Source organism: Mucilaginibacter sp. dw_454, from assembly GCF_018449775.1.
In the GTDB taxonomy this organism is placed as follows: domain Bacteria; phylum Bacteroidota; class Bacteroidia; order Sphingobacteriales; family Sphingobacteriaceae; genus Mucilaginibacter.
This window is the reverse complement of record NZ_JAAVVB010000002.1, coordinates 680,479-695,079: the sequence shown is the minus strand read 5'-3', so window position 1 is coordinate 695,079 and position 14,601 is coordinate 680,479. Positions and strand designations below refer to the sequence as shown.

Annotated in this window: 16 protein-coding genes; 9 read left to right on the top strand and 7 right to left on the bottom strand. The window is 44.8% G+C overall.

The genetic code is table 11. The features are described 5' to 3' along the window. Nucleotides 1-6: 6 nt before the first annotated feature. On the bottom strand, nucleotides 7-576 hold the full coding sequence (locus HB679_RS10170; RefSeq protein ID WP_214071854.1) for a sigma-70 family RNA polymerase sigma factor: 570 nt from the start codon (nucleotides 574-576) through the stop codon (nucleotides 7-9). 140 nt (nucleotides 577-716) lie between these two features. Between HB679_RS10170 and HB679_RS10165 the strand changes: the two genes are divergently transcribed. After that, nucleotides 717-1,439, top strand: coding sequence for a hypothetical protein (locus HB679_RS10165; protein WP_214071853.1), 723 nt, complete (start codon nucleotides 717-719; stop codon nucleotides 1,437-1,439). A 55-nt stretch (nucleotides 1,440-1,494) separates the two neighbouring features. Here the strand turns inward: HB679_RS10165 and HB679_RS10160 are convergent, their stop codons facing one another. The 4 genes from HB679_RS10160 to HB679_RS10145 form a co-directional block, all read right to left on the bottom strand. Beyond that, on the bottom strand, nucleotides 1,495-2,712 hold the full coding sequence (locus HB679_RS10160; RefSeq protein WP_346345150.1) for a site-specific integrase: 1,218 nt from the start codon (nucleotides 2,710-2,712) through the stop codon (nucleotides 1,495-1,497). Nucleotides 2,713-2,750: 38 nt separating this feature from the next. Further along, entirely contained in the window at nucleotides 2,751-3,035 is a 285-nt protein-coding gene (locus HB679_RS10155) for a helix-turn-helix domain-containing protein (protein ID WP_214071851.1), read from the bottom strand. A gap of 91 nt (nucleotides 3,036-3,126) precedes the next feature. Then, nucleotides 3,127-3,930 (bottom strand): hypothetical protein, encoded by an 804-nt coding sequence (locus tag HB679_RS10150; protein WP_214071850.1) that lies wholly within the window; start codon nucleotides 3,928-3,930, stop codon nucleotides 3,127-3,129. 8 nt (nucleotides 3,931-3,938) lie between these two features. Then, nucleotides 3,939-4,556 carry a hypothetical protein gene (locus tag HB679_RS10145; protein ID WP_214071849.1) on the bottom strand — a complete coding sequence of 206 codons (618 nt, stop codon included), beginning with the start codon at nucleotides 4,554-4,556 and terminating at the stop codon, nucleotides 3,939-3,941. A 95-nt stretch (nucleotides 4,557-4,651) separates the two neighbouring features. On the opposite strand from HB679_RS10145, the gene HB679_RS10140 reads away from it, so the two are divergent. Continuing rightward, nucleotides 4,652-5,407, top strand: coding sequence for a hypothetical protein (locus tag HB679_RS10140; RefSeq protein ID WP_214071848.1), 756 nt, complete (start codon nucleotides 4,652-4,654; stop codon nucleotides 5,405-5,407). Between the two features lie 9 nt (nucleotides 5,408-5,416). On the opposite strand, the gene HB679_RS10135 is transcribed toward HB679_RS10140, so the two are convergent. Beyond that, nucleotides 5,417-6,256, bottom strand: a complete 840-nt coding sequence (locus HB679_RS10135; protein ID WP_214071847.1) for a restriction endonuclease — start codon at nucleotides 6,254-6,256, stop codon at nucleotides 5,417-5,419. A 143-nt stretch (nucleotides 6,257-6,399) separates the two neighbouring features. Here HB679_RS10135 and HB679_RS10130 point away from each other — a divergent pair, with 143 nt between their 5' ends. The 5 genes from HB679_RS10130 (at nucleotide 6,400) to HB679_RS10110 (ending at nucleotide 10,274) form a co-directional block, all read left to right on the top strand. Continuing rightward, nucleotides 6,400-7,158, top strand: coding sequence for a BglII/BstYI family type II restriction endonuclease (locus tag HB679_RS10130; RefSeq protein WP_214071846.1), 759 nt, complete (start codon nucleotides 6,400-6,402; stop codon nucleotides 7,156-7,158). Further along, a complete protein-coding gene (locus HB679_RS10125; protein WP_214071845.1) occupies nucleotides 7,145-7,579 on the top strand; it encodes a very short patch repair endonuclease in 435 nt (144 codons plus the stop codon). Before HB679_RS10130 ends, HB679_RS10125 begins: the two co-directional genes overlap by 14 nt. 68 nt (nucleotides 7,580-7,647) lie before the next feature. Then, a complete protein-coding gene (locus tag HB679_RS10120; protein ID WP_255547582.1) occupies nucleotides 7,648-7,971 on the top strand; it encodes a helix-turn-helix transcriptional regulator in 324 nt (107 codons plus the stop codon). Nucleotide 7,972: 1 nt separating this feature from the next. After that, on the top strand, nucleotides 7,973-9,622 hold the full coding sequence (gene dcm / locus HB679_RS10115; RefSeq protein WP_214071843.1) for a DNA (cytosine-5-)-methyltransferase: 1,650 nt from the start codon (nucleotides 7,973-7,975) through the stop codon (nucleotides 9,620-9,622). A gap of 40 nt (nucleotides 9,623-9,662) precedes the next feature. After that, complete coding sequence (locus tag HB679_RS10110) at nucleotides 9,663-10,274, top strand: BglII/BstYI family type II restriction endonuclease (RefSeq protein WP_214071842.1); 612 nt, start codon at nucleotides 9,663-9,665, stop codon at nucleotides 10,272-10,274. Nucleotides 10,275-10,284: 10 nt separating this feature from the next. Here the strand turns inward: HB679_RS10110 and HB679_RS10105 are convergent, their stop codons facing one another. After that, on the bottom strand, nucleotides 10,285-11,307 hold the full coding sequence (locus tag HB679_RS10105) for an HNH endonuclease signature motif containing protein (RefSeq protein WP_214071841.1): 1,023 nt from the start codon (nucleotides 11,305-11,307) through the stop codon (nucleotides 10,285-10,287). 111 nt (nucleotides 11,308-11,418) lie between these two features. Here HB679_RS10105 and HB679_RS10100 point away from each other — a divergent pair, with 111 nt between their 5' ends. Then, complete coding sequence (locus HB679_RS10100; protein ID WP_214071840.1) at nucleotides 11,419-13,296, top strand: AAA family ATPase; 1,878 nt, start codon at nucleotides 11,419-11,421, stop codon at nucleotides 13,294-13,296. Nucleotides 13,297-13,417: 121 nt separating this feature from the next. After that, nucleotides 13,418-14,596: an McrC family protein gene (locus HB679_RS10095; protein WP_214071839.1), complete on the top strand. Its 1,179-nt coding sequence runs from the start codon at nucleotides 13,418-13,420 to the stop codon at nucleotides 14,594-14,596. The last annotated feature ends 5 nt before the right edge of the window (nucleotides 14,597-14,601 follow it).

Here is a 14,601-nt window from a genome sequence, read left to right as displayed (position 1 = left end):
ATGCTATTATAAAAGATACATGCCCAGGAATGAGTTTAAAGAGGCTCTTAAGGTTTTCTTCGTGCGGACGAGACTGGCGTTGACGGCCTTTTCGCTCATGTCCAACTCCTCGCTGATCTGGCGATGGCTCATGCCTTGTTCTTTGTTCATGCGGTAGATCAGCTGGGCCTTTTCGGGTAAGGTAACGATGATCTCCTCCAGTTCCGCTTTTAACTGATTAAATGAAAGGTATTCCTGTGTGGAATCATCAAGCAGGTCGGCATTTTGCAGTTTATCTTCCACGTAAAGACGCTGTGAACGCTGCTTTGCGAGCAGCTTGATCACCCGGTATTTGACGGAAACCACTAAATAATTGGATAATTCACCACTGAGTTCCAGTTGTCCCCTACGGTTCCAGAGAGAAACAAAGACATCCTGCACCAGGTTTTCAGCATCCATGTATTCACTGGTCTTTTGCAAAGCATAGTGCAGGAGTTTTCTCCAATAACGGTGGTAAATCTCTGTGAACGCAGCATTATCGTCTTCCCGGAGCAGGGATAGCAATTCGATGTCTGTAAGTGTGCCCAGGATCGCCACGGTTTTCTTTCTTGAACGAATTTAATGAAAAATTTGCCCAAAATAAATAATCTATTGTAAATAAGCTGTTAAGGAAGCAATTTCATTTTTCTTTTATTGTTATCGGAAATTATATTTGGCGATCATTTAGCCGAATCCATATGAATTTTCAATTAAACAGATTCCACCGGGAAAAATCCCTAAACTTCACCTTAGTAACTTACCCGGCTTTTATTATAGCAGGTTTTCTTATTGTTATTGGTAGCCACGGCAACTATAACGCTATGGTAGTCGCTGCTTCTTTGTTCTTATTGGGGCCGTTGGCGGTTGTATACCTAAGTAAGAACCGCTTTATCCATCCGGCAATTGTTTTTATTAGCGCTGCAGGGTTCAAGATCGAAGAAGAAGGATTTCCGACGGTAGTAGTCAACTGGCAGGAAGTTGAAAGCTACCAGGCGGAATTTACCCGTTCACTATTGGGATCGGGATATAACCTGAAATTTCTTTTAAACGATGGGAGAAAAAGACACTTTATATTATATGAACCCGTATTTACGGGTTCATCAATCCGTGAAGACGCTGCGCTATACCAGGTGTGCATCAGCATCGGGCATTATAACGGTAATGTTCCGGATAATGGTCAACCTATTGAATTACGCCCCAATTTATTTTCGCTGAAGCCGGTAAGCCTCGTTATTTTAGTATTAGGCGCGATCCTTTTGGTGGACATCGCCATCAGACTGAGTAATCACCAGGGTTCCCGTCCATTAACCATCGGCAGCTCGCTAATGATCGCTGTAGTGATGGCAGTTTCCATATTTGGAAGAAAGAAAACGGATGATACTGTTTATGGGCAAATGCAGGAGTTAATGTCCGGCTCTTAATTTTAAACATAATTGATCATATTGCTGTTCGCCGGAGTGGCAACTATGAACACCTTCAACCAACTTCAGAAGAAAGCCGGAGCTCCTGACCCTGGTACCTGACTTTAAGTGGCTGCATATCCCGGCTGATCTTTGTATCAGTCACACGGGCATAGAGCTGCGTGGAACGGATATTTTTATGCCCCAGCATCTGTCCTACGGTTTCTATGGGCACACCATTGGTCAGCGTCACTGTGGTGGCGAATGTATGACGTGCACAATGGTAGGTCAGGTTCTTTTGCCAGCCAAGACTGCGAATGATCTCCTTGAGGTAAGCATTTGCTTTTTGATTACTAATACGTGGTAACAAAAATTTCCCGTCCGCAGTACGCGGATGGTCCTGGTAATGTGTAATGATCTGTTGCGCTGGTTCCAATAAAGGAACTCGTACCCGGTTGTTATTTTTTATACGGTTAGTTTGAATCCAGCGGTCGCCATCTTCGCCGGTGATCAGGTCACCCTGCCTGAGCTGCACAGCATCGGCATAAGATAAGCCGGTATAACAACTGAACAGGAACATATCCCGGACTATATTTAGCCTTGGCGGATGGAATTTCTTGACAGACATCTGGCGCATCTCATCGCTGGTCAGGTAGTCCCGGTGCACTTCGTCGAGTTTCATCCGGTGCGCCAGGAACGGATTACGTTGGATCCAGCCCAGTTCATAAGCCAAACGAACAACGGTGCGGACTTTCCTCACCATTTGTACAGCAGTATTATTTTTGACATTGTAGTCAGCCTTAAGATAGACTTCGTATTCCCTTATAAACTGAAAATCGAGCTGATCAAGCTTGATGTCGTCCGCCTTATAACGCAGCTTGAGATACTTTTTCATGGCATTCCGGGCAGTTTTGTATTTTTTGATCGTGCTTACCGCGTAATCTTTTCCAACCAGGCTGCAGATCTGGTTGAAATGATAGTCCCATACGTCATAAAGCGTTTTGGATGGGTTAAGTTCCTCACCCTGCATCAACTTGCGGATATGGGTAGGTGTAAAAGGCTTGCCAGCGGCATAAAGTTCCTGCCGGCATACAAATGCCCGCGCATTCAGCGTTTCCAGCCAGCCATTGGTTTCCTGTGCTACGGCCTTATTACCGCTCATACGGTTTGCGCCGACATCCCATTCCTGCTTTAAGCAACGACGCTGTGTAGACCAGTCTTCCCGTTTGCTGTTCACCGTCACCCGGATATAGATATGCCACAGTTCATTCTTCGTTGTTTTGGGTTCTTTAATGTAGAACCGGACGCTGAACGTTTGTTTTTGGGCAGGCGTTATTTCGTTTTCGGGCTTTTTTTTTCAGGGTCACTAAGCATTTTGTCAATGTCGGATTGCCTATATAAATAAGTTCCACCGATCTTATGAAAGGTAAGGGTGCCGTTGATCCGCAGATTAGCCAACGTGCCGTCGGATATTTGGAGCAGCTTGCGAACATCTTTATTTTTGAGCCATTTCTGCTGCACGAGGCCCTGGGCTTTGGTTAAAGGCTGGAGTAATTCAAAGAGTTCTTTTTTAAAGTTGTCGAGGTCTTTTCGGGTAAGCAGTTCGTCAGGGGTCATGATGATAAGTTGTACCAGGCAAATTTGAAAAGGAAAGGTTTTTTAAATCATAACGGGGATGTAGAAAATACATAACAGGAATTAAAAGATCTTAATGATCCCACATCGCAGCCTGGCGGTAACGTTCCGCGCCATACCTTAAAAAGTGTTCCTCGATTTTGGCAATCGTTTGCATACTTTTCTTCGGGCTGAAGTAACCAGAAGTGTACCCGTTGTATTCACGTGAGGAAGTGACATTATGCGTCCCATCCGGGTTTTGCGTAATAGCAAAAGCGTTGATGCCGACATATTTGGGGAAACCTGCACAGATCAACCTGGTCATTTGCTGATCGAGACCATGCCAGGGCAGCCAGTCCAGCGGTTGGGATTCGAACAGGTCCTGTACTTTTGGTTGCGGCGGGTCACCCGGCTGCCAGTCAATGTTAAGCGGGACTTTGCCCATTTTTATCTGCGTGGTCTGGTTCAATGACAATGGCCGGGATATAACGATATGCAGCAGACCCACCAACGGAAATCCATCCGCTATCAAACCATATACCTGATTTTCGCCTAATGAATTCGCGTTCCTGTTGACATTTTCAAAGCTGGGCCGCGCGATCTTGACCTCAAAGACAGCCGTCCGTTCATAAAACAGTTTATCTTTATGATACGGAATGAAAATAATATCGTAATCACCGGGCCTCCCTTCTCTTTCAATGCCAATTTCCTTCCGCAGAATATTGGTGCCGATGTAAAAGCCATGATACTCCTCCATGCCTTCATAACCTACCGGGTCGAATAAAAGGTTATAGAAAAGCGTGAGGTCAGGCATGCCGTTATGTTTGTATCTGAAATTCGTGATCTTTTCGATCACCTTCCTTTCATCCGAGTCCTGTGTAATGAATCCGTGTAGCATATCAATCTTTATTTATCCTTTGAACATTGAGCATCAGCTAATTGTATAATGATCTTTTTCAAAGCATCAGACGGGGAACGTACCAGTTGGAAGCTCATCCCTTCATCAAGCCCCTTGATACTTGTCAGCGATAATATGTACTGGGCGATATTGATCATTCGCTGGATATATTTCCGGGATACATTATTAAAAGCATATACCTGCCGGTCATCGTGGGCCAGTCGCTTATCACGCAAATGCAGCAGGTCGAGTATAAACGGATCAAGCCTGTCCATTTCGGCTAACCAGTCCGCGATGATCTCCTGCTGGACACCGACCCAGTCATAAACCCCACCAGGCTGTAACCTTTTGATCAGGTGCCGTAAATTGAACTGTTCCCGGTTATTCGTGTTCTCTTTTGAGCCGGACTTGAAGTAATACAGCTTACAAAGCTCGATCACCATGACCCGCCAGCTTTGGTGTTTGACATATTCAAAAAAGACATTTCTTTTTTTTATCGTATTGAGATAACTTATTTTTTCCGTTTTGATCAGGTAGTCCGCAATAATAAAGGACTCCTGCGTGTACAGGAGGATCTGCGTCATCCGGTCAATATCTGCTTTTAAGGAAGCTTTGTGGTCCTGCATGGTTGATGTTTGTCTAATGGGCCTATGTTAAAACATGGCATAGGCAATATAAAATGAATTAGGTAAATTGCATGAACTAAACATAAACACTTATCATGGCGATAGCACATTTTTTTGTAGATACCGAATATAATGATGACAATGCCTATAAAGAGGCAATGAAATATGCCTGTGAACTGGCGGATGCAAATGCCTCTATAAAACGTGTGATCCTGCTGGCCCGTACTCAAAATACTGTCGATTGGCTGGAGCGGGCCTTTGACACGAACACTGTCAAGCAATTGTTCAAGGGAATGACCTTCAAAAATTGCAGACCGGTATTTAAGATAGAGACCGTTAAAACTTATAAGGGTGGCTATAACGCGCAGGATGTCATTATTACGCTGGCCCTTGATGATGAGCATATACTTCCTCTGGACGACCTCTATTCAACTGTCGCTGTGATCGCGGTACCGTGGCAAAAAAGCGGGATCCAGCAATACCTGAATACCTGGAACCCTACAGATATCAGGGGCGGTCAACCTGCGGTAGCCGCACTTGCTGAGCCGTCCTGCATTGTAAAAAAGGCATTGGAACAATTAACGAATTCTATCAATCGCACGACCGGCATAAATAATCCGCATGATAACAACAGGGCTAAAACAATGGTGCTCGCCCTGCATAAATATGAACCGGAGCTTGATGAAGATCTGGTCAGTGCTTACCTGATCCGGGAGCTTGGCTGGGACACAGGTCACGCGGCAGATGTAGCCAAACTGATCGCGGCAAAAAACCAGGGAAGATCTTTTCAGGGAGGAACAAAGACCGGTCTTCAACACCTGTATAAGGCATGGAAAGAAGCATGCAAATGATCAGGCGGTTCAGAGATTCAAGCCGGAGGCTATAAATGGAGTATCCCAATGGGTCCATAAACGGGTGAAATTAGCCTCCTTTTGAGCCGCTTTCCCAATGTCATCAGCCGGGTATAGTTCCCATATCTTTTCATGATAATAATAAGCATTGCTGCTCTGTATGAACATGCACCAGGAAAATTTATCATCCGTCTGAACAAGGATGATCTCATGTACACCCTCCTCTTTCAGCAATTGCCTGAATGCGCTGATAGTTTGCTTTGTGCGCTTATCACTGAATTTATCATTACCAAAAACAGCGGTGATATTCGAGTCATACAGGATAGCGCCCCTATGCACTTCGAAATGATGTACCTGCAGAAAACGAGCCAAAGCCCTGGCTTTTTCCTTTAAAGGCTGATCATCGGAATTGAAATATTTTTCATACAGATCGGGATAAAGCCGGATGAAGTCCTTCAGATCGTGCTGATTGAAAAAAGCGCATTTCAATCCGGATCTTTCATTATCATTGGTCGCATTGAACAGATCCTTGACCGTTTCACTGACCACTGTGGTGGTAGCCAGTAAATAACGATTAGCTTTATGCTGGCTGGCTTTTGTTACAAAATTAGGGATATCGCTCTCCAGCACTGATCTGTTCTTTTTCCCTCCGGCCAAATGTTTACACTGTACGAGCCACACCTCCCGGACAGATATCTTCATATCGCTGGTATATAATCGTTCCGCGATCATATCTCTCGATTGATCGGGACCTCTTCCCGGACGGGATGTTATCGTGAAACCTTTGAGCTTCAGAATATCTTCAACTAAAAATTCAAAATCTTCCGGCGACAGTTTCTTGAAATTCATAATTTTTATGATAGATAAGGATGATGGGAGGCTAGCTAAATGGTCAGCCTTCAGACCCAAATATAAAGACTTGCCTGCTAACATACCCACCGGCATGATTTTATTAGCTTCAATATCATATCTTTGAATTTTCAGTCCATCATATGCCTAATTATTACACGAACGACGCGATCATCAATGCGCCCGGATACGAGATCTATTTCACCCGGTTCGCGGATTCGATCATCAATGACCACTTTACCGATGCCAAAGCCGAACTTGAAAAGATACTCAATACTTTTACTTTCCAGGAAAGCCAGATCATTAAAGGCGGAGGGGGGCTAAGCTCGATCACCCAATCGCTTGGCAGCTTATTAGTGGCCAGCGACTGGAAAAAGGCAAAGATCGAAAGTGAGCACCGGGTAAGAGGTAAGATATTGACCTCGGAGAGTCACGAGGTGGATCATTATAAATCCTTTGACCAGGGCAATATCGGCTTGGAGATCGAATGGAACAATAAGGACCCGTTCTACGACCGCGACCTGGAGAACTTCAGGAAGCTGCACCAGATCGGCGAATTGAGCATGGGTGTCATCATCACACGCGGAGCGAGTTTGCAAACCGAGCTATACCATGTCTATCACCGGTTCCTGGAAGAGCTTTATCCGTTTGACATGGAAAAGCTATCCACATACTCTTCCTTTTCCGATACAGCCAAGGCTGCAATAAGGACATTGATCAAATTGCCAAAAGACGAAGCCATCAGAAAGATCGCTATGGTCATGTATTCTTCAAAATACGGGCAGGCGACCACGCATATGAATAAATTGTTATTGCGCCTTGATCGTGGCGTGGGGAACCCGTGTCCTTTCATATTGATCGGCATTGGCAAGGACAGGCTGATAAAGAATGAAGGAATATAGCAGGGACAAACGCTCACCGGTACCAAAGTCCGCCATCACGTCGAAGGTCATGAGCGCGATCAAAGCCAGGCACACATTACCGGAGCTCATCTTCAGAAAGGCGTTGCGAGAGCACGGGTTGACGGGATACCGACTCCACTGGAAAGTCGAGGGACGGCCGGATATCGCGTTTCCAGGAAAAAAAGTGGCGATCTTTATTCACGGTTGTTACTGGCACAGATGCCCGGTCTGTAATTTACCCAACCCAAAATCAAATAGCCTGTTCTGGCAGAATAAGTTCGGAAAGAACGTAGAAAGGGATGAACGAAAAAGGCAGGCACTGGAACAGTCCGGCTGGAAAGTACTGACCTTTTGGGAATGTCAGATCAAAGAAGATACGGTTCCGATGATCGAACTGGTCATATCCAACGTTAACAAATAAGCCCTTGTTGATAACTTTTATATTGATTTTTTTTGTCAACATAAAAACTATCAATATATTTGATATCAATGACAACCTTAGGTTCGACGATCCGGGAATTAAGAGAAGCACAGAACTGGCCTCAGCGAAAGCTGGCCAATGAACTGGACATGGATGTTGCCGTGCTGAGCAGGATCGAGAACGAGAACAAGTTCCCAAAGAAAAGGATCGACGACATCATTGAAGTGCTTTCCCGCTTATTTAGCGTGAAGGCCGAAGACCTGAAGAAAGCATACCTGAGCGATGAGATCGCTTCCTTGCTGATCGATGAGAAAAGCTATGAAAGCATCCTTAAGGCATCAAAAGAAAAAATAATTCATTTACGCTCCAAGGAGCTGGTTAAAGAAGTATAGCATGGCAGTTATTGATCTGTATAGTGGAATTGGTGGTTGGACCCTGGGCTTTAAAATGGCCGGCGTTCCGGTTTTGTCCTCCTATGAATGGTGGAAAGATGCCAATCAGACACACAATAAGAATTTCGGGTCAGACCATGCGGAACGTGACATACGGAAACTGACCCATGCCGATCTGCCTGATCCGGCACTGATCGATTTTGTGGTCGGCAGTCCGCCGTGTACGCAATTCTCATTGGCAAACCGTGGTGGCAAGGGGGATATTGCAGATGGATTAGTAGATATCAAGAAATTCCTGGAGGTGGTTGAATATTTACAGCCACGTTACTGGGCCATGGAAAACGTGCCAAGGGTTGCCGGCATACTCGCTGGGGAGATCGCTCCCGGGGGATCATTGGAACAATTTGCCCATTTATTTGACGATATCAGGGTCTATAAAGCATCTGATTTCGGTGTGCCCCAGGACAGGAAACGGATGATCGCAGGAAGATTTCCATTTGATCTTTTTGAATCCTACGCGGGTAGAACGCCAAAATTGAATTTGGGGGATGTCCTGCATGCACTGGAACAAGACCCGATGACCGATCCCGTTTATGATATTGTACTACCCCGCGAACTGGTAACGGATCATATCCTTGAGCCTAATCTGTCTGCGGAAGAAGAGCGGATCAACCGGGATACCAAAACCTATCATCCCGTTTATAACGCCATGAGTTTCCCGGACCGCATTGACCGGCCATCAAGAACAGTTACAGCGCTCTGTACAAGAGTTTCAAGAGAAAGTATTATCATCCGCGACTCGCAGGATAATTTAAGGCGGCTGACCATCCGGGAAAGAGGATGTTTGCAGTCATTCCCGATCAATTACCAGTATTTCAGTAAGACTTATGCCGGAAAGATCAAAATGATAGGCAACGCAGTACCGCCGTTACTTACCTTTTATATCGCTCAAAGCATGCTGGGAACGCAGCTTAATGAACTTGTTTTACCGAAGAACGTGATCAGGGAACGCCTTGTTCTGGGCACGGAGCAGGCCATTTCCCATCAACCGGATAACGAGGGTGCAAATTATTCAGCCAGCCGTTCTTTTTGGCTGGCTATACCGGGACTGCGGTTCGGCAGTGGGGTCAGATTTGAACTGAAGAATGCGTTCAATAAAGTGACCAAGGAGATCAGCTGGTCTGTTAATTTCTTTTATGGCAACTCAAAGAATATCAAGGGGCACAAACTGGACAGTAATTTGTTCCATAAAGCGGTCAGCTATACTAATCTTATTGAAGATGATCAGTTATCAGGCCTTCTGAATGGATATCTGACATTTATAAGGAGCATTAATACCGATGACCTTCAAAAGAACTGGACCAATAAGGACCGTGGTGTCACAGGCCCTATTTACCTGATCGATCAGATTGGCGTCTTCGCAACCTCGTTTAAGGATCATTTAAGGTCAAATGATACCTATGTGCAAACTATCCTTTCCTTTGTGGAAGCTGAACTGACCAGCAAGGAAGGAAAGGTCGATAATAAAAAGCTGATCGAAAATAGTGCAGATGTATTTATCGGTATCCTGTTAGGAGCGGGCTTTAATGCCATTGTAGAGAATACAGGGATTGAACTGGCACCGCCCGTGCTTGATCCGGTTCTGGCTTAATATGAATTTATTCCTTATTTTTAGACCATAAACCAGATCAATGAAAATAGGGGCATATTATTCCCATCTGAACGGCTTTGAATGGATCCAATATCATCATAAAGATATGTGGGACGAGATCGTAGGGGTGATCGGATCCATTGATCTTTCGAAATACATGACGAAGGTCAGTAAGGAAAAGACGAAAATGGGCAATCTTTTATATAGCCCCGGCGAACTCAATCAGATCATTAAAGAGGGATTTGCAAAACTGGGATGGTATGAAAGCAGGACGAATTATTGGGTGACCGATGACTATGACCTGATCACTAAGACCATGCATTTGCCGGAAGCTGACCAAAAGGCTGAGATCGAGAAAGCCGGTAAGATACCGATCCGATCCTACAACCAGACCGATTTTGTGAAGAACAGGATCGCTGTTGAGGTACAATTTGGCAAATACAGTTTCATAGCCTATGATCTTTTTGTAAAACACCTCGCTTTCTTTGTAGGTAACACGATCGAATTGGGCATTGAAATATTACCGATGAAATCCATGCAGGCATTGATGTCATCGGGCCCCGGCTATTACGAAGGCGCGCTTTATGACCTGGCCAGGCAAGGGCGGGGTGTTCCGTCGGTCCCTTTGATATTGATAGGCGTCGAGCCATAACATACCACTTCTACCATTTATATTTTGTCCATCGTTCAGCAAGTTTTTCCCGGTCAGGTAACTGTCTATCCGTCCTTTCGCGAAGGGTATCCCCATCATATAATATGTAATCTGTATCCTTCAATGAAGGATGAATAGCGATCTTTAAGGTTGAAGGTTCTATCAGTAAAAGCCCGTCATCGAAGAGGTCGTGCAAGTCTGAACGCAATAATAGCGCGTTGGTCGAGTTGTTATTCCCTTTGCTGGCATGAGATTCAATATGGGCCGCCTGGAGTACATTTTCCGGACCCGTATTGGAGACACAACACTTTCCATCATACACCAGTAACAGATTATTTCGCAGCTGCGCCTGTCCTTTGCGCATTCTTCTCGCGTAGTACTGGGCTTCTTCAACATCATCATCAGTAGCCTCTTTAAGTGCGGAGACCAGCGCCTTTAATACCGTGCGCTGCCCGGCTACCCTGATAAACTTCCCGTGTTCATGCCAGTCCAGATCCGGGTGGAGAAAAACAATAGCTGCCTCTTTGGCTACAGTTTTGATCATGGCGCCTCTTCCAAGTACGCCTCCGGCCGCATTCAATGAATTTACACCCCTGATCACCGTCTCTTTGGATAAAGCCGCGACAGAGCCTGTACTTTGCCGCTCCACATATATCGTGTCTGCATCGACTCCCGATACTTTGTAATCGTTCCCTATGATCGCTGATGCCCATAAAGTATTTGATATCAATGCTTTTTCAGCAGCATTTTTAATTTTGATCCATGCGTCCTCCGGCACCAGATGAAAGTGTATATCAGGCGTAGGTGACCGCCAGAAACCTGGTGAAGAGTTGACCAGTTCACCATTTGTCTTTAGTGTTTGCAAACAATTTCTCAGGTTCCTTTTCCACGATTCTTCTCCCGTTGCCTTTCGTTTCAGGACAGTAGATGCACGGTCTGCCTTATCGAACCGGATCTGACGGATGGCTTCATTGTAAAAAACATCTATAAAAAAAGATTCGCCTTTCTTTTGATTAACGGTATCAATGATCATTTTTTTGAAAACGGAATTGGACGTGGTCATAATTGAATAAGGTTGAAGCTCAAATTTATGATTTAATATGATCTCCCGTCGTTACAAAGTTCTCCCCAAATTATTTTGGATATGATGAAACTAAACAGCATATTAGCAGGACGAGAAACCACCTATCCATTATCATTAATGATCTTCAGGAATATCACCGAATTGTCCAAAGCTATCGACAAAGCAGCCGGAATTGACTTCATCAAAGAATTTCAGTATACCAGTAAAAGATTAAAGGGCGCTTTGCGTATCAGCGGCCTTCAGCTCTTCGGTAATCCACATGATGAGGATAAGTGGGCCATCAATAAGGGCGGAGGCACAGAGATCCAATATCATATTTCGTTTGATAATGATACGGTATTTTATGGGTTAGGTTTTAGCGCCCAGTATGTGCCATTCAAAAATGCCATGTACCCTGTAGATTATATCCGGCCTTTCATGAAAGCATTCCTCGCTAAAGAAGCCGAGATCACCGCTATGCTGCCAGACTACCGGTTCGTATGGGGGAACAGATCGGAACTTGTCAAACCCAGGGACAATACCTTTACACTATTTGGAAAAGAGCTGCCGGTCCAACAGGTAAACGATAGCTATGAGCTCCAGGACAGCGATCTTAATATCCTGATCAATGACCTGAAAAGACAACTCCCGGTCTACTCGCTGATCTACACCACGAAAAATCAAAGTTTTGCAAACATGCAGGAAATAGCAAAATACACCGATCTTTTACTAACGGTCAAACCGCAGCTCATTCTGCAAGGCGCGCCAGGTACAGGAAAAACCTATACCGCCCAGGAAATAGCCCATCAATTGATATTTAAACGACCGATGAGCAAAGAAAAGGCGGCGAGAGATAAGGAGATACTCAAATTACGTGAAACCGGTCAATATGAATTTGTTCAATTCCATCCGGCCTATGCCTATGAAGACTTTATCAGGGGCATTGCTGCCAAAGCAAAAGATAATGCTATAGAATATAAGGCCGAAAACAAGACCTTTACGAATTTTGCTTTATTGGCCAACCAGAATTTACTTGACAGTAAAAAGACGGTCGAGTTAACGACCAGGGAAGAATGGACGCAGCAGATGATCGGGAAATTTCAGGGGTCACTGGAGACCCAGCTTACCGATACCGGTAAGATCAAACTGACTGATTTCGCGTATATAACCCGTATTACAAATTCTACGATCAGGTACAAAGGCGATACCTGGGACATAGACGGCGGCGTTCCCTATACAGACCTTAAAGAAATGTATCTGAAAGATGTAAAGACCTTACAGGAGATCAGGGAACTACCAACGCTTTCCCTATCCGCTAAAGGGAACAGCAGCTACTGGTTGAAAATTCTGGAGCTGTTCCGGACTTACCTGAATACCGAAGGTGTAAAAGAACCCTCCACCCCGTCTCATCAGGTAGAAGAGAAGCCGTTCATCCTGGTGATCGATGAGATCAACCGGGCAAGTCTTCCGGCAGTGCTTGGCGAACTCATATTTGCCCTGGAATACCGCAACGTGCCTGTAAAAAGCATTTACGATCTGGATGAAGGGGAAAACCTGATCACCGTCCCCTCCAACCTGTATATCATCGGCACCATGAATACAGCCGACAGGTCGGTAGGACATCTTGATTACGCGATCAGAAGGCGTTTTGTTTTCGCTGATATCACGCCGGATGTGGATGTTATCTCCCTTCCACAAGCGAAAGTATTGTTTAAACAGGTCGAGACCCTTTTTGCAAATGAAGATGACCCCTCGGCGAGCATTTATATCGCTTCAGAATTCGACGCGAAGGACGTAATGCCTGGCCATAGTTACTTTTTGGCAGACAATGTTCCGCAATTGAAGTTAAAATTCATTTATGAGATCTTACCGTTATTACATGAATACGTAAAGGATGGTATACTCACAGACCTTCCAGACGAAAAAATAAGAGCCTGTTATGACGCGCTTACTGAATAACGGGCCCATCAGTGAACACTGTGGCTACCCCAACGGACTTGATCTGAGCAATTTCATTCAGTCTGACGAACACGTTTCCTGGTCATCCCTGTTCTTCAAGGGAGATGAAAAAAAGTGTTGTTTGGAGTTGAGAGCACACTGGAATGGAAAAAGAACCATCCACAGTTCTTATTATATCGGCGCAGACTGGCTGGAAAAAGGGAAGCTGGCAGTTTATATCGAACCTAAACTGAACAGCGAAGAAAGAAGTACCGATTTTTACCGGATGTTGTTCGATGGCCTGTCCAATGAGGATATCGGAGATCATTTTTCATCTGTATTCGATATGAAGACCGGAGAACCGGAGATCGAATTACCGCACCAGCTTGACCTGCTGACCCCATTACTGGTCTATCAGTTCCTGAAAATAATGAAAGCTATAGTTTCAAAAGGGTTGAAAAAAAGCTACTATCCTGTCACAGAGGACCTGAATAACCGCATCAAGGGAAAGATAATGATCCCCAGGCAAATACGTCAAAACAACCTAAAGAACAGGCCCTTACACCATATTTGCCAGTATCATGAATTCGGCATCAATGGATTAGAGAACAGGATATTGAAAAAAGCGCTGAATTTTGCACTCCGTTACCTGAATTCATTCAGACTGAAAGAACATCGTCCCGTTATGGAGGCGTTAACGAATTACATCACCCCCGCTTTTGAAACCGTCTCCGATTCTGCCCATATCAATGACATCCAAAACATCAGGATCAATCCATTCTTTAAAGAATACCGGGAAGGGCTGAGACTTGCCAAAATGATCTTTCAGCGCTATGGTTATAACATCAATACCATTGAGACCCGTGGTAAGACCGTAAAGGTACCGCCTTTCTGGATCGACATGAGTAAATTATATGAACTATATGTATTATCAAAACTCCGGAAAGAAAGCTACGGAAGATTCATAAAATTCCAGGTAAAAGGGAAATACGGCTACCCGGATTTTTTATTGTGCCTGGAAGGAAGTAAGGCAGTCATTGATGCTAAATACAAGCCGCGTTACCATGAAAAATATGAAGGTAGTGACATACGGCAGCTGAGCGGATACGCCCGCGACAGGGGCGTACTGAAAGCGTTGGGAATAACGGCTGAGTCCGCAGATGCTGCGGTTGTGGATTGTATCATTATTTACCCGCTACGGGATGATAATACTTCAGGCTCACTGGCCTTGGATGCCCTTAAAGGGATTGCGATCGATGACTTCACCAAATTCCATCGTAAGTCTGTGGAATTGCCCTTTCTGAAGGCTCGTGATATATGATCTTA

Bases quoted from the DNA above. Each gene is read 5' to 3' on its own strand.
- HB679_RS10165 (WP_214071853.1), top strand. From the start codon at position 717: ATGAATTTTCAATTAAACAGATTCCACCGGGAAAAATCCCTAAACTTC.
- HB679_RS10155 (WP_214071851.1), bottom strand. From the start codon at position 3,035: ATGACCCCTGACGAACTGCTTACCCGAAAAGACCTCGACAACTTTAAA.
- HB679_RS10150 (WP_214071850.1), bottom strand. From the start codon at position 3,930: ATGCTACACGGATTCATTACACAGGACTCGGATGAAAGGAAGGTGATC.
- HB679_RS10145 (WP_214071849.1), bottom strand. From the start codon at position 4,556: ATGCAGGACCACAAAGCTTCCTTAAAAGCAGATATTGACCGGATGACG.
- HB679_RS10140 (WP_214071848.1), top strand. From the start codon at position 4,652: ATGGCGATAGCACATTTTTTTGTAGATACCGAATATAATGATGACAAT.
- HB679_RS10135 (WP_214071847.1), bottom strand. From the start codon at position 6,256: ATGAATTTCAAGAAACTGTCGCCGGAAGATTTTGAATTTTTAGTTGAA.
- HB679_RS10130 (WP_214071846.1), top strand. From the start codon at position 6,400: ATGCCTAATTATTACACGAACGACGCGATCATCAATGCGCCCGGATAC.
- HB679_RS10125 (WP_214071845.1), top strand. From the start codon at position 7,145: ATGAAGGAATATAGCAGGGACAAACGCTCACCGGTACCAAAGTCCGCC.
- HB679_RS10120 (WP_255547582.1), top strand. From the start codon at position 7,648: ATGACAACCTTAGGTTCGACGATCCGGGAATTAAGAGAAGCACAGAAC.
- dcm (WP_214071843.1), top strand. From the start codon at position 7,973: ATGGCAGTTATTGATCTGTATAGTGGAATTGGTGGTTGGACCCTGGGC.
- HB679_RS10110 (WP_214071842.1), top strand. From the start codon at position 9,663: ATGAAAATAGGGGCATATTATTCCCATCTGAACGGCTTTGAATGGATC.
- HB679_RS10105 (WP_214071841.1), bottom strand. From the start codon at position 11,307: ATGATCATTGATACCGTTAATCAAAAGAAAGGCGAATCTTTTTTTATA.
- HB679_RS10100 (WP_214071840.1), top strand. From the start codon at position 11,419: ATGATGAAACTAAACAGCATATTAGCAGGACGAGAAACCACCTATCCA.